The organism is Geothrix campi (genome assembly GCF_024609265.1).
Taxonomy (GTDB): Bacteria; Acidobacteriota; Holophagae; order Holophagales; family Holophagaceae; genus Geothrix; species Geothrix campi.
In genome coordinates this window covers 1,217,402-1,233,646 of record NZ_JANHMP010000001.1, presented here as the reverse complement: position 1 = coordinate 1,233,646, position 16,245 = coordinate 1,217,402, and the positions used below count along the sequence as shown (strand labels likewise).

Below are 16,245 nucleotides of genomic sequence, written 5' to 3'. Positions count from 1 at the left end.
CCCTCATCCATGTTCGGGAGCGGCTGAACCGGACGCGCTCCAGGCGAGCGCCAGCACCACGGCCAAGGCACCCCAGCCGAGGGGGCTCGGGTCGGTGGCCAGACGGGGCAGTTGTTCCAGCAACAGGCGGCCCAGGCTGTCGTGGTCGGGACCCGGGCCCAGGCCCAGGGTGGACAGGGTGGCCTCGCCCCAGAGGGCCCCCAGCCAGGCGCTGGGGAAGAGGATCGCGGCCTGATCCAGCCCCCAGGGGCCCCAGCGGCGGAGGGTCGAGGCCCGGGTGGGACCCAGGGTCTGCTCTGCGGCCCAGGCTGGCGACTGGCGGAAGGCATCCAGCTTGACGCGCAGGGGTGGCTCCAAATGAGGCGCCAGCAGCAGGCCCAGCAGCAACAAGAGGGCCATGAGGCCGACACCGCCTGCGGCTGCGGCCAGGGGGAGGAGGAACAGGATCGGCGGCAGGCTGCGGAGGGCGGACAGGGTACCGCGCCAGCTCCGTCCGTACCAGGCCAGGAGCAGGGCGAGGGCCAGCGCCAGCAGGGCGCAGGCGCTGGCGAACCCCACGCTGCGGGAGCCTGCCAGCAGCAGCCGCAGCAGGGCATCCCGACCGAGATCGTCCACTCCCAGGGGATGCCGGAGCGAGGCGGCGAGGCCGCCATGGAAGGGGTCCAAGGGCAGGTCTGGCAGGACCAGGGCCAGCAGGAAGGTCAGACGCCACCTCACGAAACGGCCTCGGTTTCCAGGGGCCGCGACAGCAACCAAAGCAGGGCCAGGGTCGCCATCCAGGCTGCGAGTCCCGCCCGGTCCCGACCGGCCACGCGGTCCATCCAATCCATCCCGAGGCCGGGCACGCCCAGCATCCGTTCCAGCACCAGCGACGCCGTGAGCCAGATCGGCAGACGGGCGGCCAGCCAGCGGCTGACCAGGCGGGCCAGGGCGAGCCGTCGAACCTTCCGCACCACTTGGGGGCCCCAGGCGGCGGGGAAGGGGACCTCGCCCGGCAGGGCCGCTGACAGCCAGCGGACCTCGCCCGGAAGCGCGGCGGCGAGGAAGGCGACGAGCCAGCCGCCTTGGCCTGGCGGGCCCCAGGACGCGGGCCAGAAGGCGAGCAGAGCGCCGGCCCAGAGCAGGTCGGGCGGGGCCTCCAGCAGGGCCAGGGGGCGCCGGGTCGCAAGATCTGGCCCTCCGAGCCAAGCCAGCAGCGGAGCCGTGAGGGCCAGGGCACCCAGGGCGAGGCCGGCGGGAAGCAACGCCTGGACGGGGAAGGGCGGAGGCGGGACGGGCCGCCATAGGGCCCCGGGAAGGCTCCAGGCCAGGACCAGCGCCAGAGCCCAGACGGCCGTGCCCTGGGCGACGGCGCTCCTGGCCAGGGACCGTGTCACCGGTTCCAGCGCCAGCCCGCCGCCCCCGGGGTGCCGAGATAGAGCCCCAGAATGCTGGGCTCCACTGTGAGCCGCTTGTCCACCCAGACCAGGCTCTGGAAGTCGAGGAGGGGCAGAGCGGCGGGGTGTTTGGCCCAGAGGCTCTGGAGGTCCCGCCAGGCGAAATCGCCAGGGAGCCGGAGCCCCGCCGCCAAGGCGGCCAGCTGGGGATCGCGCCAGCCGGTGACATTCATGGGGCCCTTCGGTTCCATGTATTCCAGCACGGCCCAGGGATGCGGCTCGAAGACCACCACGGAGCAGGCCAGCTCGAAGTCGCCCTTGCGGAGCCGATCCACCAGGATGGCCTGCTCCAAGGGGACCAGCTGCAGGTCGAAGCCGTCCTTCCGGGCCCGCTCCCGCAGCGCCAGTAGCAGGTTCTCCGTGAAGGCCTCCCCGGAGGCGTAGAGCAGCTTCAGGCGGGCAGGGGGCTTGGGCGGGGGGGCTTCGGTGTCGATGGCCTGGGGTTCGAAGCCCAGGCTTTCGGGCCACAGGCCGCGGCTGGGCTTCGCATTCTGGCCGAGGAGGCCGGGGGGGAAGGCATCCTGGCGCCAACGCTCCAGCAATTGGAGGGCCCCCATTCCGGTGTGACTCCAGACCACCAGCTGCGCATTCATGGGCTGGATCACCACGCGGTGGGTGGCGGGAGGCGCCAGCGGGCGGGCGGGCGGGACACCCACCGTAAGCCAACCCTTCTGGGTGGCCTGGAGCACCGTGGCGGGGTCGGGCAGCAGGCGGAACCGGATGCCATCGATGCGGGGCTTCAGGAAGTGCTCACGGCGCAGGAAGGTCCAGGCGGCCGGTTCCTTCTGGTACAGGAAGGGGCCTGAGCCCCGTTCCGGGTGGCCTTTCTGGGTCACTGGCACCCGGGCCAGCTCCAGCAGCAGGCGGCCCGGGGGTTTGGGTGAGCGGATCCACACCCGGTCCTCCTGCAGGCGCACCACGACACCCTCCAGAATGGCCCGCTTGGTGGGGCTGGCCTTGGGATCGCGGCTGATCTCCGTGAAGGTCCAGAGGACATCCTCGGGCGTGACCAGACTGCCGTCGGTGAACCTCGCATCGTCGCGCAGGGTGAAGGTGATGGCACCATCCTTCTGGATCTTCCAGGAGGTGGCCAGCCGAGGCACCGCCTGGCCGCCGGAACCGAGACCCACCAGCGCATCCCCCGCCAGGGACTGGAGGATCCACTGCTCATAGCTGTCGCCGTGGATGAAGTCGAGGGGCCCTGGATCCCGGGGCAGGGATTCCTCCACCATCTGGGCTCGGATCGGGGCCAGGGCCGAGAGCAAGACCAAGGTCAGGGCGGCAAAGCGATTCCGCATGGGTGGTGGCTCGAGGAAGTTTCATCCAGCATGCCCGGGAGGGTGGGGCCTGCCAAGGGGCTGCTCGTCAATGCCAGGACATCTTCAAGAAACTGCAATCAGCCGGTGATGAACGGTGATGGACGTTGATAAAACCAATATCAGCCTCATCACCGTAATCACCGTTCATCACCGGCAAAACTGCCTTTGAATCCTGTTTATCCATCTTGCATTTCCGGTAATCCCGTCCGCGTTTTTGTCAGGCCTGCCTACGGTCGGGGGATTGGTGTTGCTACTCTGAATGGTGGAGGCGCTGTGGCGGATCTTTCGGAGTCGAAGCTGTTCTGGTGGTGGCCGCTCATGGACCGCCATCGGCGCACCCTCTACTGGGGTCTGGCGGCCACGGTCTGGTGCAGTGTAGCGGCTTCGGTGGTGCCCTACTGGTCGGGCCGGGCGGTCCACGCACTCGAGCGCCATGACTGGCATGGTTCACGCGTCTACCTGGTCTGGATGCTGGCCTTCACGGCGGTGGCGGGCATCGGCCGTTACCTCATGCGCAATACGCTCATCGGCCTCAGCCGCGATGTGGAGCGGGAGCAGCGCGAATCCCTCTACAGCTTCCTGCTGGCCCGTCCGTTCGCCTTCTACGAGCGGCAACGGGTGGGCGACCTCATGTCGCGGCTGGGCGATGACGTGGGCACGGTCCGCATGGCGACGGGACCGGGCCTCATGAGCTTCCTCCAGGTCCTGTCCATCCTGCCGGTGACCCTGGGCCTGATGTTCAGTACCAGCTGGCGGCTCACCCTGGCGGTGATGCTGCCCTTCTCCTTCCTGGCACTGGGTTTCTACATCATCGGGAAGTGGAGCCACATGGTGCAGCAGAAGCTGCAGCTGGCCTTCTCGGCTCTCTCGACCTACAGCCACGAGACCATCAGCGGCGAGCGCGTGGTGCAGGCTTTTGGCCTGGAGGAAGCGCGGGTGGCGCAGTTCGATGCCCTCAGCCGGCGCCACGCCTCGCTGAGCATGAAACAGTCCGTGATCTTCAGCGCCTATGCGCCCCTGTCGGCCCTCATCAGCGGTGTGTCCGCGCTCGTGCTGGTGACCTACGGCGGCAGCCTGGTGGTGCGGGGCGTCCTGAACCTGGGCGACCTCACGGCCTTCACGGGGTTCCTGGTGGCCCTGGCCTGGCCCATGATGAGCCTGGGCTGGTCCGCGAACCTGTTCCAGCGGGCCAAGGCTGGTCAGGAACGGCTGGACCAGCTGCTCCACAGCCCCGAGCAGCCCCTTCCTCCCGCAGAGATCATCACGTTGCCCGAGGTTCCCGTGGCCCTGGCCCTCGAGGGCGTGAGCCACCGCTTCGAGACCGGTCGCGGCCTGGGCCCGCTGGATCTCGCCCTGGCGCCCGGCGACAGCCTGGCCGTGGTGGGCGGCATCGGCTCGGGCAAGACCCTGCTGCTGCAGGTGCTGGCGGGTCTGCGCGCCCCCCAGGCGGGACGCATGCTCGTGGATGGCGAGCCGCTGTCCGACCCCACCCTGCGCCGCCACTGGGCGGGCCTGGGCTGGGTGCCGCAGGAGGCCTTCCTCTTCTCGGATACGCTGCGCATGAATCTGGCCATGGGTCGCCCCGAGGCCACCGAGGAGGAGATCTGGGAGATCGCCCGGGTGGTGGCCATGGATGAGCTGATCCACCGCCTGCCTGAGGGCCTGGATACGGTGGTGGGCGAGCGGGGCGTGGCGCTCAGTGGTGGGGAGCGCCAGCGCACGGCCCTGGCCCGCGCCCTGCTGCGCCGTCCCCGCCTGCTGCTGCTGGATGATGCCCTCTCGGCCGTGGATGCCGAAACGGAGAGTCGCATCCTTGAAAACCTGCGGGCCTTCCTCGGCAAGTCCACTCTGGTGCTGGCCACCCACCGGGTCTTCGTGGCTGAGACCTGCGCCCGGGTGCTGGTATTGGAGGAAGGCCGGGCGGTCCAGCTGGGCACCCCCGAGTCGCTGACCACTCAGGCGGGTCTCTTCGCGCGGCTCAAGCGGCTGCAGAGCCTGGAACGGGAACTGGTCAAGGGCGCGATATGAAGGATCCGGAGATCGACCGGCCCGTGGTGACGCGGGCCCTGGTGCTGGCTCTGTCGGCCTGGGTGGCCTTCGCCATCGCCACGCTCGTGCACGTGCAGAACGCCTACTGGGCGGCCATGCCGGTCTGGGTGGTGGCCCAGGCCTCGCGGGGGGTGCTGTTCGAACGGGCCCTCCTGCGGGTGCTGGGAACCCTGCTGGGGGCGGCGGTCGGCTTCGCCATCCTCCATGCCCCGGTGCATCCATACGCACAGTTCGCCCTGCTGGGGCTGTGGGTGGGCGCCAACGGCGGGCTCACTCATGTGCTGCGCGGTGTGCACGGCTACGGGGCCCTGTTGGCAGGCGTCACGGCCGCCATCGTCGTCATTCCGGCGGTCCTGGCCCCAGGAGGTTCACTGGACCTCGCCACGGCGCGGGTGGAATGCACCCTGATCGGGGTGGTGGTGACCACCGTCATCACCGGCCTCGCGACCCCCCGCTCGCCAAGCCAGGCCTTCTTCGCCCGCATCCGCCGCCTGTCCGCGGATGCCATCACCTACGCCGCGCAGGTCCTGCGGCGCGGGGCCACCGACATGGGGGCGGAGAAACGCCGGATCCTCTCGGAAATCAGCGAGGTCGAAGCCTCCGCCCGCCTGATCCTGGCGGGCTCCTTCGAGGGCTACCGCCGCCTGCATGATGTGGATTCGCTGGTGGTGGGCTCGCTCGCGGTCATGAGCGCCGGGGTGGCGTTCGGGCCGGGGGATCGGGCCGCGGCCGAGGCCTTGGCACAGCACCTCGACCAGGCTGCGGAAGGCTTGCTCGCGGAGGCTGGAGCCCCGCCATCCAGCGGACTGGCCTTCAGTGGCCCACTGTCCGCCTCCAGTCGCCTGGAGGGCGCCCTGGCCCGTATTCTGGAGGCCAACGCCAGCTTGAGCCAACCCCTGGTTGCCGCCACCGTTCAGCCCTTCCGCCGACAGCTGGCGGTCCTCGCGCCCCACCGGGAATGGCCCCAAGCCGGGCGCACGACCGTGGCCGCGGGGGCCGCCACTTTCCTGGCCGCGGCTCTGGCCCGCTGGACGGGCTCGCCCCTGGTGGTCCAGGCGGCGGTGGGAGTCTGCATCTTTTCGCTGGTGCTGGGCTCCATGGCGCTGCCCCAGCACATCGCGCCCAAGCTGCTGGCCGGGGTGGTGGGCGGCGCCGCCCTCGCGGTGTTCTACCGCCTCGTCGTGCAACCGGTCTTCCCCGCCCCCCCAGGCCTGCTGCTGACGCTGGTGCCCTTCCTGCTGCTGGGAGGCCTTCTGCGGGCCCATCCCCGCACCGCCCTCGCGGGAGTGGATTTCAACATGTGCTTCCTGCTGGCCAGCCAGGCCGGCACCACGGTGGCCGCCAGCGCCATGGCCGTGGTGGGGGGCTCGGCCGCACTCGCCTCAGCGGCCTGCCTGGTGGCCGGCAATTACATCCTGATGCCCCGGAGTTCCGTGCGGCAGGCGGAGGAGACCGCGGAGGTGATCCGCCGGGATCTGCTCCGGATGATCGAGGCAGAGCCCGGAGCCGCCAGCGAGGACTGGCGGGCGCGCGGGTCGCGCCAGATCCTGCGTCTCTCCCTGCATCTGGGCCGCGCGAAGGATCTGGGCGAGCGCTGGCCCAGGGGGATCCTGGCGGTGCTCAACCTGGGATATGCCATCGAGCAGCTGCACGAGTTCCCGGATTCAGTCGCCGGCGTCGCGAAGGCAGGCGCCTTCGAGGTCTTGCGGCATCTGGTCGAGGATCCCCTGCGGACCGCGGGAGCGCTGCGAACGCTGGCCACGGAGGAGGCCGGGGAAGCCCTGCGTCGCGTGCTGTTGGACTTGGCGGAGGGCCTCGAGAAATCGGCCGATCTGCTGACTTTCGGCCAGCCTCAGGGGGCCGGGCCGGTCTGATCAGGCCCCGTCGCGGAAGGTCACCTTGTTGATCTCGGCGAAGGTGGTGATACCCAGCCGCACCTTCTCGATGGCGCTCTCCCGGAGGAACTGCATGCCTCCCCGGCGGGCCGCGGCCTTCACTTCGCGGGTGGGGGCCCGCTGGATGAGCAGCTCGCGGATCTCGTCGTTGAGGCCCATGAACTCGATGATGGCCTGCCGGCCGCGGAAACCGGTGCCGTGGCAGTCCACGCAGCCCACGCGGTCGAACAGGGTGGCGTGGCGCAGCCAAGCCTCGTCCACGCCGTTCTCCACCAGGTCCTGCGGGCTGGGAGCCGGGGCGGGGCGCTTGCACTTGGGGCAGAGCACGCGGATGAGGCGCTGGGCCAGGATGCAGTTCAGGGACGACACGAAGTTGTAGACCTCGACGCCCATGTGCTGGAAGCGGCCGATCACGTCCAGCACGTTGTTGGCGTGGACGGTGGTGAAGACCAGGTGGCCCGTGAGGGCGGACTGGATGGCGATCTGGGCCGTCTCGGGGTCGCGGATCTCACCCACGAGGATCTTGTCCGGGTCGTGACGGAGGATGGACCGCAGGCCCAGGGCGAAGGTGAGGCCCTTCTTCTCGTTCACGGGGATCTGGGTGACGCCCTCGAGCTGATACTCGACGGGGTCTTCGATGGTGATGATCTTGTCCTCGGGGGCCTTGATCTCGCTCAGCACCGCATAGAGGGTGGTGGTCTTGCCCGAGCCCGTGGGACCCGTCACCAGGAACATGCCGTAGGGCTCGCGGGCGAAACGGCGCAGGCGCTTCAGTTCGTGGTCAGAAAAACCCAGGATCTCCAGGGTCAGGGTTTGGAACTCCTCGGTGAGGTTCTCCTTGTCGAGGATGCGGATCACCGCGTCCTCGCCGTGGATGGTGGGCATGATGCTCACGCGGAAGTCGATGGCCCGCCCGCGGACCTTGAGCTTGAAGCGGCCATCCTGGGGTTTGCGCTTCTCCGCGATGTCCAGCTCGGACATGACCTTGATGCGGCTGATGATGGGTGAGGCGAACCGCCGGTCGATGGGCTCGGCCGCGGGGTAGAGGCTGCCGTCGATGCGGTACTTGATCTGGAAGCCCGCGCCGGTGGTTTCCAGGTGGATATCCGAGGCGCGACGCTGGAGGGCGTTGAAGATGGTGGTGTCCACCAGGCGGACGATGGGGGCCTCGTCCTTGTCGGTAAGGCGCTCCAGATCGAGCACCTCGTCATCCAGGTCCTCCTCGTGGAGCACCTGGATCTTGAGGGCCTCGCCCGCCTCGTCCATGACCTTCTGGCCGCTTTCGGATTTCTTCAGCACTTCCTGGATCTGGGCCAGGGGGGCGCCCGCGAAGCGCAGGGGCCGCTTGAGCTGCTGCCGCAGGAGATCCTGGGTGGGGATGTCCAGGGGGTCGGCCATGGCCACCCACAGGACGCCCTCCCGTTCCTGCACCGGCACGAAGTGGTGCTTGAGCATCAGGTCGATCGGGATGGCCTGGAAGAGCGCGAACTCCACCGGCTCCCGGGTCAGATCCAGGTTCGGGTACAGCTCCCGGGCCGGCCGGAAGCCGGTCAGAGCTGGATCGCCGGTCTCGACGGCATCCGCGGGGTCCGGAGGATTGGGAAAAGTCATGGAAACATCCTACTGGAAGGTGCGCCGCCCTGAATGACCGGAATCGGGCATGGGTCACAAAGGACGCAACGGTTGGCTTAGATCGTTGACCTGCGCGGGACCGGCACTCCACAATGACTGGTCCTGGAGGCTCCATGCGTGGGTACGCGTCCATCCTGCTGCTGATTCTGGTAGCAGTGGCCCTGCCGATCATCATCCTGAACCTGTCGTGGCTCCTGCGCCCCAGTTGGCCCAGCGCGGCGAAATACTCCACGTACGAGTGCGGCATCGTCACGACCAACGACGCCCGGGAGAAATTTTCCGTTCGTTACTACTTGGTGGCAGTGATGTTCCTGGTGTTCGACGTGGAAACGGTCTTCCTGATGCCGTGGGCCATCCAGATGAAGGAACTGGCTGTGTTCGGCTTCATCGAACTCGGCCTCTTCCTGTTCCTGCTGCTGTTCGGCTACGGCTACATCTGGTCCAAGGGAGCCCTGACATGGGAATGAACCAACCCTCCGCCCTTGAGCACATCCTGATCACCACCAAGGTGGAGAAGGTCATGAACTGGTCGCGCGCCACCAGCGTGTGGCCCGTGACGTTCGGCCTGGCCTGCTGCGCCATCGAGATGATGGCGGCGGGCGCCAGCCGCTTCGACTTCGACCGCTTCGGCGCCGGGATCTTCCGCGCCAGCCCGCGGCAGGCCGATCTGATGATCATCGCGGGCACGGTGACCTACAAGATGGCCCCGATCATCAAGACCCTCTACGACCAGATGCCTGAACCCAAGTGGGTGATGGCCATGGGCTCCTGCGCCACCGCCGGCGGGCCCTTCGACTCGTACCACACGATCCAGGGCGTGGACAAAGTCATCCCCGTGGACGTCTACATTCCGGGTTGCCCCCCGCGCCCTGAGGCCTTCATCTACGGGTTCCTGAAGCTACAGGACAAGATCATGACCAGCAGCCTGGCCGATCGGTACAAGGACATCTTCGAGGAGGTCGGCTGATGTCGGAACCGAACACCCCTCCGGTCCCGGAAGTGCCCGAGGCTCCTGCCGGCCCGTACGTATACGACTACAAGGCCGCGCCCTTCCGGCAGATCGCCATGCCGAAGACGGTGCCCCTGCCGAGCCGCCAGACCTACCTGGCCGAGCAGAAGGCCGCCGCCGAAGCCGACGAGGCCAAGTGGCAGAAGATGCTGGCTGATTACGAGGTCGCCAAGACCAAGGCTGAGGCCGAAGGCAAGGATGCCCCCAAGGCCCCCGTCCGGCCCGTTCCCCGCAAGGACGACAACGACCTGAAGACCCCCGTGCCCGAGGAGGCGAAGGACGCCGATCTGCTGAAACTGCAGACTCTCCTGGGCGACAAGGTCGAGGAGATCTTCGAACAGGCCGGCGAGCTGGTCTGTCAGGTGAAGAAGGAGGCCATTCTCGAGGCGCTGACTCTCTGCCGCGAAGACGCCGCCCTGAAGTACGAGATGCTCGCCGACCAGTCCGCCACCCACTATCCAGCGGCCAAGGATTTCGCCTTCAGCGTGGTCTACCACCTGACGAGCATCAGCCGCCGCAAGCGGCTCCGGCTCCGCATTCTCGTGCCCGAGGGTTTCGTGCCCGAGAGCGCCTGCCCGCTCTACCCCAGTGCCAACTGGATGGAGCGTGAGATCTACGACATGCTCGGGATCCGGTTCGCGAATCATCCCGACATGACTCGCATCCTCTGCCCCGAGGACTGGGAAGGCTACCCGCTGAGGAAGGACTATCCGACCGTGGGCTGGGGTCAGCGCGACATCTCTTTCCGCGAGGACCGCAGCGGCATGCTCGAGCGCATCGCCCTCCAGAAGGCCGGCCAGCTGGGCATCAACCTGAAGCAACCCAAGGCGGACTAGGAGCGGACGGTGTTCAAGAACGAGGAAATGGAGATCAACCTAGGCCCGCAGCACCCGTCCACGCACGGTGTGCTCCGGGTGAAACTGCGGCTGGATGGCGAGACCGTCACCCACTGCCGGCCGATGATCGGCTACCTCCACCGGGGCGTCGAGAAGATCTGTGAGAACCAGTCCTTCTTCCAGGGCCAGGTCTGGACGGATCGCATGGACTACTGTTCTGCCGTGGCCAACAACCTGGGCTGGGCGGAGGCCAACGAGAAGCTGTTCGGCATCACGGTGCCGCGCCGCGCCCAGTACATCCGCACCCTGCTGAACGAGTTCAACCGCATCGCCTCGCACCTCATCTGGCTGGGCACCCATGCCATGGACATCGGCGCCCTGACGGTGTTCCTCTACGCCTTCCGCGAGCGCGAGGACGTCCTCGACATCAATGAGGCCTTCTGCGGCTCCCGGCTTACCACCACGGCCTTCCGCATCGGCGGCTTGAGGGAGGACCTGCCTCCCGGGTTCGAGAAGCTGGTGCACAAGTTCCTGGCCAAGTTCTCCAGCTGCCTGGAAGAGTACGAGAACCTGCTCACCGAGAACCGCATCTGGAAGAAGCGCACCGTCGGCGTGGCCCGGCTCAGCGCCGAAGATGCCATCGCCCTGGGCGTCACCGGCCCCATGCTGCGCGCCGCCGGCGTGGCCTACGACATCCGCAAGGCCTTCCCCTACGCGGCCTACTCCGAGATGGACTTCGAGATCCCCACCCGCACCGAGGCGGACACCTACGCCCGGTACCAGGTCCGCATGGCGGAGATGCGCCAGAGCGCCCGCATCATCCAGCAGTGCATGGATGGCATGCCCGAAGGCCCCGTCATGGCCAAGCTCCCCAAGATCCTGCGGTCCGAGGTCAACGAGGTCTACCACGCCACCGAATCGCCGAAGGGCGAGATCGGATACTACCTCGTGGGCGAGAAGGGTTCCCTGAACCCCTACCGGTTCCACGTGCGGGCTCCTGGGTTCATCAACCTCCAATCCCTGCCCAAGATGGCCGAGGGAGGACTGATCGCCGACGTCGTCGCGGCCATCGGCTCCCTGGACATCGTGCTCGGCGAGATCGACCGCTAGCCGACGAGGATCCCAAGACATGCCGACCCCGACCCTCACCCAGTCCATCGTGATCACGCTCATCCAGTGCCTGCTGGTCGTGATCTTCGTCTTCGTCGTCGTTCCCCTCACGGTGTTCGCCGAGCGCAAGGTGCTCGGCCACCTCCAGCAGCGCCTGGGCTCCACCCGCGTGGCCAGCGGACACATCGGCTTCAGCGGCTGGATGAACCGCAGGATGTGGAAGATGGGCAGGGTGCCCGTCGTCTCCTATTGGCGCGGCATCCCCGGGCTCGTGGGCGACGTCCTGAAGCTGATCCTCAAGGAAGACATCATGCCGGCGAAGGCCGACAAGTTCGTCTTCTTCCTCGCACCCTCCATCAGCATGGTGGCCGCGATCGTGGTGTTCGCCGCGATCTCCTTCGTGCCCGGCACCTTCTTCACGTTCCCCACCTGGTTCCCCTACCTGGGCGGCCTCCCGGTCTCCGGGGGCATCTCCGACATCAACGTGGGCCTGCTCTGGATTCTGGGCGTGGCGACCGTGGGGGTGTACGGCATCGTCCTGGCCGGCTGGTCCTCGAACTCCAAATACCCCCTCCTGGGCGGCCTGCGCAGCGCGGCCCAGATGGTGAGCTACGAAGTCCCCCTGACCCTCAGCCTCCTCGCGCCGGTGGTGCTTTCCGCCAGCCTGAACTTCAGCGAGATGTCCTCTCACATGGCGATCGGCATGCCCGCGTGGGCACTGATCCCCCAGGTCATCGGCTTCCTGCTGTACCTCACCTGCGGTTTCGCGGAGACCAACCGCCTCCCCTTCGATATGCCGGAGGCTGAGAACGAGCTGGTGGCGGGCTTCCACACCGAGTACTCCGGCATGAAGTTCGGCCTCTTCTACCTGGCCGAGTACATCAACATGACCGTCGTCTCGGCCCTGGCCTCCGCCTTCTTCCTGGGCGGTCCCTGGCTGCTCCCCTTCGGCCTGCAGGGGCTGCTGAACCCCTACCTGCCCGGGTTCCTGTCGTGGTTTGGCGCACCCCACGCCATCTTCTTCGTGGCCAAGATCATCTTCCTCCTCTTCACCTACATCTGGGTGCGCGGCACCATCCCCCGCTACCGGTACGACCAGATCATGGCCGTGGGCTGGAAGTACCTGATCCCCCTGGCGCTGGTCAACCTCCTGCTGGCGGCCGTCATCCGCTGCTTCGCCGTCTAAGGGGCCGTCCATGAACAAGTTCCTGAGGACCCTCATCCCCGCCGACATCGCCAAGGGCCTGTCCGTCACCGGCAAGCACTTCAGCCAGGTCTTCTTCACGGCCAACCGGCGCAAGGTGCCGTTCCACATCGTCTCCGAGTATCCCGAGGTGCCAGCCAAGGTCCAGCCGCGCTTCCGCGGGCGCCTGACGCTGCTGAAAGACGAGCAGGGCGAGATCAAGTGCGTCTGCTGCCTGGCCTGCGAAAAGATCTGCCCCACCCAGGTGATCACCATCGAGAAGGGCAAGAAGGAGGGGCGCAAGATGCCCTTCCCCGTGCGCTACGACTTCGAGATGGAGCGCTGCATCTTCTGCGAGTTCTGCGTGGAGAGCTGCGGATTCGATTCCATCATCCTCAACCACCAGTTCGAACTGGCCGCCTACAACCGCGAGGATTTCTCCCTCGGCACGGAAGGGCTGGGCCAGAACATGTTCGAGCCCTCGCACGTGGGCAAGTTCAGCGTGGCTGACGACTGATTCCATCCCTTCGCGCATATCCAGAGGACGTCCCATGGAACATTTCATCGAAACGATCGGCCGGAACATGTTCGCCATTTTCGGCGTCATGGCCCTTGTCGGCGCCCTGCTCATGATCGGCTCCAGGAGCGCGATCCACAGTGTGCTGGGCTTCCTCTTCGCGATGTTGAACATCGCCGGATGTTTCCTCGCGCTGGAGGCCGAGTTCCTGGGCGTGGCCCAGATCCTGGTCTACGCGGGCGGCATCGTGGTGCTCTTCCTCTTCGTCGTCATGCTCGTCGAGATGAGCAAGAAGAAGGAGGGCGAGGTCTTCCAGCTGCAGTCGCGCTATGCGGTGGTGGCCGTCGCGGGGGGCGCCGCGCTGTTCCTGGCCGTGTTCCGCAAGGCGATCTTCGGCGCGCCCTCGCCGGAAGCCCTGGTCCTGCGGCCGGAACTGGCCAAGGGGCTGGATGTGGCCCATCAGAATGCCCAGGCGGTGAGCCGCGGCCTCTTCGCGGACTACCTCCTGCCTTTCGAGATCCTCAGCGTGATCCTGCTGGTGGCCCTGGTGGGCGCGGTGGTGCTGGCAAAAACGGAGCGGGTGTGATGGTCAGCCTGAACGCGGTCCTCCTCATCTCCTTCCTGCTGTTCTCCATCGGCATCGCGGGGGTTCTCATCCGCCGCAACGCCCTGATCGTCCTCATGTGCGTCGAGCTCATGCTCAACGCCGCCAACCTCAACTTCATCGCCTTCGCCCGCCACAGCGGCTCCGTCTCCGGCCAGGCCTTCGCCCTGCTGGTGATGGGTTTCGCCGCCGCCGAGGTGGCTGTGGGTCTCGCACTGGTGGTGGCCCTCTACCGCAAGCGCGACACCGTCCAGGTTGATGACATCAACCTGCTGAAGGGATGACGACGATCATGAGTGCCGAGATGACCCTGACGCACGCCGCCACCGCCGCATCCCAGGCGGGCAGCTACCTGTGGCTGATCCCCTTCCTGCCCTTCTTCGGGTTCCTCATCAATGGCCTCAGCGGCCGGAAACTGAAGAACACCAAAGTCGTGGATTTCTTCGCCCTCGGCAGCGTGGGCGTGGCCTTCCTGCTCACGATCGGGTATTTCATCCAGCTCGCCGGCCTGCCCGCCGACGGGCGGTCCATCCACCAGAGCCTCTGGACCTGGTTCGATATAGGCGGCGCCCATGTGTTGGGCGGGATGACCACCTACAAGATCGAGTGGGCCTACAAGTTCGATGTGCTCAGCGGCTGCATGGCCCTGCTGGTCTCGGGCGCCGGCTTCCTGATCCACCTGTTCAGCACCGGCTACATGGCCGAGGAGCGGAACGACGGCCGGTACTACCGCTTCATGGCCTACATGAACCTCTTCGTGTTCAGCATGCTGAACCTGGTGCTGGGTGCCAACATCCTGATGATGTTCCTGGGGTGGGAAGGGGTGGGCCTCTGCTCCTACCTGCTCATCGGCTTCTACTTCGAGAAGGAGTTCGCCGCCGTCGCCGGCAAGAAGGCCTTCGTCACGAACCGCATCGGCGATTTCGGCTTCATGATCGGGTTCTTCCTGATCTTCCAGGTCTTCGGAACTCTCGACTACGACACGCTGATGGGTTCGGTCCGCGGGCTTGCGACCATGCCGGCCATCACGCTCTACGGCCATACCGCGAGCCCCACCTGGTGGTTCAACCTCATCGGCTGCTGCCTCTTCGTGGGCGCCATGGGCAAGTCCGCGCAGATTCCCCTCTATGTGTGGTTGCCGGATGCCATGGCAGGTCCGACGCCGGTCAGCGCGCTGATCCATGCCGCCACCATGGTGACCAGCGGCCTCTACATGATCACGCGGCTGAACTTCATCTACGTGAACGCCCCGGTGGCGCTCGCCGTGGTGCTGGCCTTCGGCTCCCTGACGGCCTTCGTGGCCGCCACCATGGGCCTCGCCCAGTACGACATCAAGAAGGTGCTGGCCTACTCCACCGTGTCCCAGCTGGGCTTCATGTTCATGGGCATGGGCGCGGGGGCCTTCAGCGCCGGCATGTTCCACGTCTTCACCCACGCCTTCTTCAAGGCCAGCCTCTTCCTCGGGTCCGGCGCTGTCATCGCCGCCTGCCACCACGAGCAGGACATGCGCAACATGGGCGGCCTCAAGAAGCTGATGCCCATCACCGCCATGAGCATGATCCTGGCGACCTTCGCCATCGCTGGCATCTTCCCCTTCTCGGGCTTCTTCTCCAAGGACGAGATCCTCTGGAAGGTGTTCGAGGGCTGGTACCAGCACGGCCACTACACGGGCCCCACCCTGAACCTGGTGGCCTGGATTCTGGGCATGCTGGGCGCCTTCTGCACCGCCTTCTACATGACCCGCCTCATCGCCATGACCTTCTACGGCGAGTACCGCGGGGCCGGGAACGATCCCCACGGCCTGTCCGTCCAGTCCGAGGCCCATCACGGCCACGATGACCATGGGCATGACGCCCATGCCCACGCCCACGGCCACGACGCGCCCAGCCACCTGGGAAACGGCCTCCACGAACTGGACAAGCCCCACAACCACCGCGGAGATGATCCGGAAGATCACGACATCGTGCCTGGCCACCATCCTCATGAGGTCTCCTGGCGCATGTGGCTGCCGGTGGCCATCCTGGCTGGCCTCGCCGTGGTGGGCGGCTTCCTCAACTACCCCGAGAGCCTTCATCGCGTCCTGCCCATTGTGCCTGCCGAACTGTTCAGCAAGTGGATCGAGCCGCTGCTCTACCAGGTGGCCCCTGTCCATCACGGCGAGCACGTTCCGCCCGCCATGGAATACGGCCTCATGGCCTGGGCGACCCTGGTCTGGGCTCCTGGCGCCATGCTGCTGGCCTGGTGGATCTACAAGGTGGATCCCAGCTGGAGCCGGGCGAAGGCCTTCGTGACCCGCTTCCCGAATCTGTTCCGCTGGGTGAACGCCAAGTACTACGTGGACGAGTTCTACGAGGCTGCCCTCATCGAGCCCATCAAGCGCTTCTCCGCCCAGCTCTGGAGCTTCGACACCTGGGTGGTGGATGGCATGGTGAACGGCGCCGCCCGGTTCACGATCATCTGGGCCGATCTGTCGAACTGGATCGACCAGAAGCTGGTGGATGGTGCGGTCAACCTCGTCGCCTACATCATCCAGGAGACCAGTTCGGTCTTCCGGGGCCTGCAGAGCGGCCGCGTGCAGCACTACGCCTTCGTGATGTTCCTCGGCTTCCTCGTCTTCGCCTTCTGGAAATTCCTCGTATAGCCTTCCCTGCCTGG

General features: G+C 66.7%; 15 protein-coding genes. 11 read left to right on the top strand and 4 right to left on the bottom strand.

The genetic code is table 11. The features are described 5' to 3' along the window. Positions 1 to 3: 3 nt before the first annotated feature. The 3 genes from NOV65_RS05670 to NOV65_RS05660 are packed head-to-tail and all read right to left on the bottom strand — an operon-like array spanning position 4 to position 2,734. Positions 4 to 717, bottom strand: a complete 714-nt coding sequence (locus NOV65_RS05670; protein ID WP_257305023.1) for a hypothetical protein — start codon at positions 715 to 717, stop codon at positions 4 to 6. Continuing rightward, on the bottom strand, positions 714 to 1,376 hold the full coding sequence (locus tag NOV65_RS05665) for a hypothetical protein (RefSeq protein ID WP_257305022.1): 663 nt from the start codon (positions 1,374 to 1,376) through the stop codon (positions 714 to 716). The genes NOV65_RS05670 and NOV65_RS05665 overlap by 4 nt, the downstream gene beginning before the upstream one ends. Then, positions 1,373 to 2,734, bottom strand: a complete 1,362-nt coding sequence (locus NOV65_RS05660; protein WP_257305021.1) for an ABC transporter substrate-binding protein — start codon at positions 2,732 to 2,734, stop codon at positions 1,373 to 1,375. The genes NOV65_RS05665 and NOV65_RS05660 overlap by 4 nt, the downstream gene beginning before the upstream one ends. 294 nt (positions 2,735 to 3,028) lie before the next feature. On the opposite strand from NOV65_RS05660, the gene NOV65_RS05655 reads away from it, so the two are divergent. Next, entirely contained in the window at positions 3,029 to 4,783 is a 1,755-nt protein-coding gene (locus tag NOV65_RS05655) for an ABC transporter ATP-binding protein (RefSeq protein WP_257305020.1), read from the top strand. Further along, on the top strand, positions 4,780 to 6,678 hold the full coding sequence (locus tag NOV65_RS05650; RefSeq protein ID WP_257305019.1) for an FUSC family protein: 1,899 nt from the start codon (positions 4,780 to 4,782) through the stop codon (positions 6,676 to 6,678). The genes NOV65_RS05655 and NOV65_RS05650 overlap by 4 nt, the downstream gene beginning before the upstream one ends. Here NOV65_RS05650 and NOV65_RS05645 read toward each other — a convergent pair whose 3' ends face one another. Then, the gene (locus NOV65_RS05645) at positions 6,679 to 8,310 is read right to left on the bottom strand and encodes a GspE/PulE family protein (protein ID WP_257305017.1); all 1,632 of its coding nucleotides are present in this window, start codon (positions 8,308 to 8,310) and stop codon (positions 6,679 to 6,681) included. Between the two features lie 134 nt (positions 8,311 to 8,444). Between NOV65_RS05645 and NOV65_RS05640 the strand changes: the two genes are divergently transcribed. From NOV65_RS05640 to nuoL, 9 genes are read left to right on the top strand one after another with little or no spacing between them, the layout of a single operon-like run. Continuing rightward, entirely contained in the window at positions 8,445 to 8,798 is a 354-nt protein-coding gene (locus NOV65_RS05640; protein ID WP_257305016.1) for an NADH-quinone oxidoreductase subunit A, read from the top strand. Continuing rightward, on the top strand, positions 8,789 to 9,298 hold the full coding sequence (locus NOV65_RS05635; RefSeq protein ID WP_257305014.1) for an NADH-quinone oxidoreductase subunit B: 510 nt from the start codon (positions 8,789 to 8,791) through the stop codon (positions 9,296 to 9,298). The genes NOV65_RS05640 and NOV65_RS05635 overlap by 10 nt, the downstream gene beginning before the upstream one ends. After that, entirely contained in the window at positions 9,298 to 10,176 is an 879-nt protein-coding gene (locus tag NOV65_RS05630) for an NADH-quinone oxidoreductase subunit C (RefSeq protein WP_257305013.1), read from the top strand. Before NOV65_RS05635 ends, NOV65_RS05630 begins: the two co-directional genes overlap by 1 nt. A 9-nt stretch (positions 10,177 to 10,185) precedes the next feature. Continuing rightward, on the top strand, positions 10,186 to 11,286 hold the full coding sequence (locus NOV65_RS05625; protein ID WP_257305011.1) for an NADH-quinone oxidoreductase subunit D: 1,101 nt from the start codon (positions 10,186 to 10,188) through the stop codon (positions 11,284 to 11,286). Positions 11,287 to 11,305: 19 nt separating this feature from the next. Then, on the top strand, positions 11,306 to 12,472 hold the full coding sequence (locus NOV65_RS05620; protein WP_257305010.1) for a complex I subunit 1/NuoH family protein: 1,167 nt from the start codon (positions 11,306 to 11,308) through the stop codon (positions 12,470 to 12,472). 10 nt (positions 12,473 to 12,482) lie between these two features. After that, complete coding sequence (locus NOV65_RS05615) at positions 12,483 to 12,986, top strand: NuoI/complex I 23 kDa subunit family protein (RefSeq protein WP_257305009.1); 504 nt, start codon at positions 12,483 to 12,485, stop codon at positions 12,984 to 12,986. Between the two features lie 34 nt (positions 12,987 to 13,020). Further along, the gene (locus NOV65_RS05610) at positions 13,021 to 13,572 is read left to right on the top strand and encodes an NADH-quinone oxidoreductase subunit J family protein (protein WP_257305008.1); all 552 of its coding nucleotides are present in this window, start codon (positions 13,021 to 13,023) and stop codon (positions 13,570 to 13,572) included. Next, positions 13,572 to 13,874, top strand: coding sequence for an NADH-quinone oxidoreductase subunit NuoK (gene nuoK, locus NOV65_RS05605; RefSeq protein ID WP_257305007.1), 303 nt, complete (start codon positions 13,572 to 13,574; stop codon positions 13,872 to 13,874). Before NOV65_RS05610 ends, nuoK begins: the two co-directional genes overlap by 1 nt. After that, entirely contained in the window at positions 13,871 to 16,231 is a 2,361-nt protein-coding gene (nuoL, locus tag NOV65_RS05600; protein ID WP_257305005.1) for an NADH-quinone oxidoreductase subunit L, read from the top strand. The genes nuoK and nuoL overlap by 4 nt, the downstream gene beginning before the upstream one ends. The last annotated feature ends 14 nt before the right edge of the window (positions 16,232 to 16,245 follow it).

Coding starts and splice junctions, on each gene's coding strand:
- NOV65_RS05660 (WP_257305021.1), bottom strand. CDS start 2,734: ATGCGGAATCGCTTTGCCGCCCTGACCTTGGTCTTGCTCTCGGCCCTG.
- NOV65_RS05650 (WP_257305019.1), top strand. CDS start 4,780: ATGAAGGATCCGGAGATCGACCGGCCCGTGGTGACGCGGGCCCTGGTG.
- NOV65_RS05645 (WP_257305017.1), bottom strand. CDS start 8,310: ATGACTTTTCCCAATCCTCCGGACCCCGCGGATGCCGTCGAGACCGGC.
- NOV65_RS05640 (WP_257305016.1), top strand. CDS start 8,445: ATGCGTGGGTACGCGTCCATCCTGCTGCTGATTCTGGTAGCAGTGGCC.
- NOV65_RS05635 (WP_257305014.1), top strand. CDS start 8,789: ATGGGAATGAACCAACCCTCCGCCCTTGAGCACATCCTGATCACCACC.
- NOV65_RS05630 (WP_257305013.1), top strand. CDS start 9,298: ATGTCGGAACCGAACACCCCTCCGGTCCCGGAAGTGCCCGAGGCTCCT.
- NOV65_RS05620 (WP_257305010.1), top strand. CDS start 11,306: ATGCCGACCCCGACCCTCACCCAGTCCATCGTGATCACGCTCATCCAG.
- NOV65_RS05615 (WP_257305009.1), top strand. CDS start 12,483: ATGAACAAGTTCCTGAGGACCCTCATCCCCGCCGACATCGCCAAGGGC.
- NOV65_RS05610 (WP_257305008.1), top strand. CDS start 13,021: ATGGAACATTTCATCGAAACGATCGGCCGGAACATGTTCGCCATTTTC.
- nuoK (WP_257305007.1), top strand. CDS start 13,572: ATGGTCAGCCTGAACGCGGTCCTCCTCATCTCCTTCCTGCTGTTCTCC.
- nuoL (WP_257305005.1), top strand. CDS start 13,871: ATGACGACGATCATGAGTGCCGAGATGACCCTGACGCACGCCGCCACC.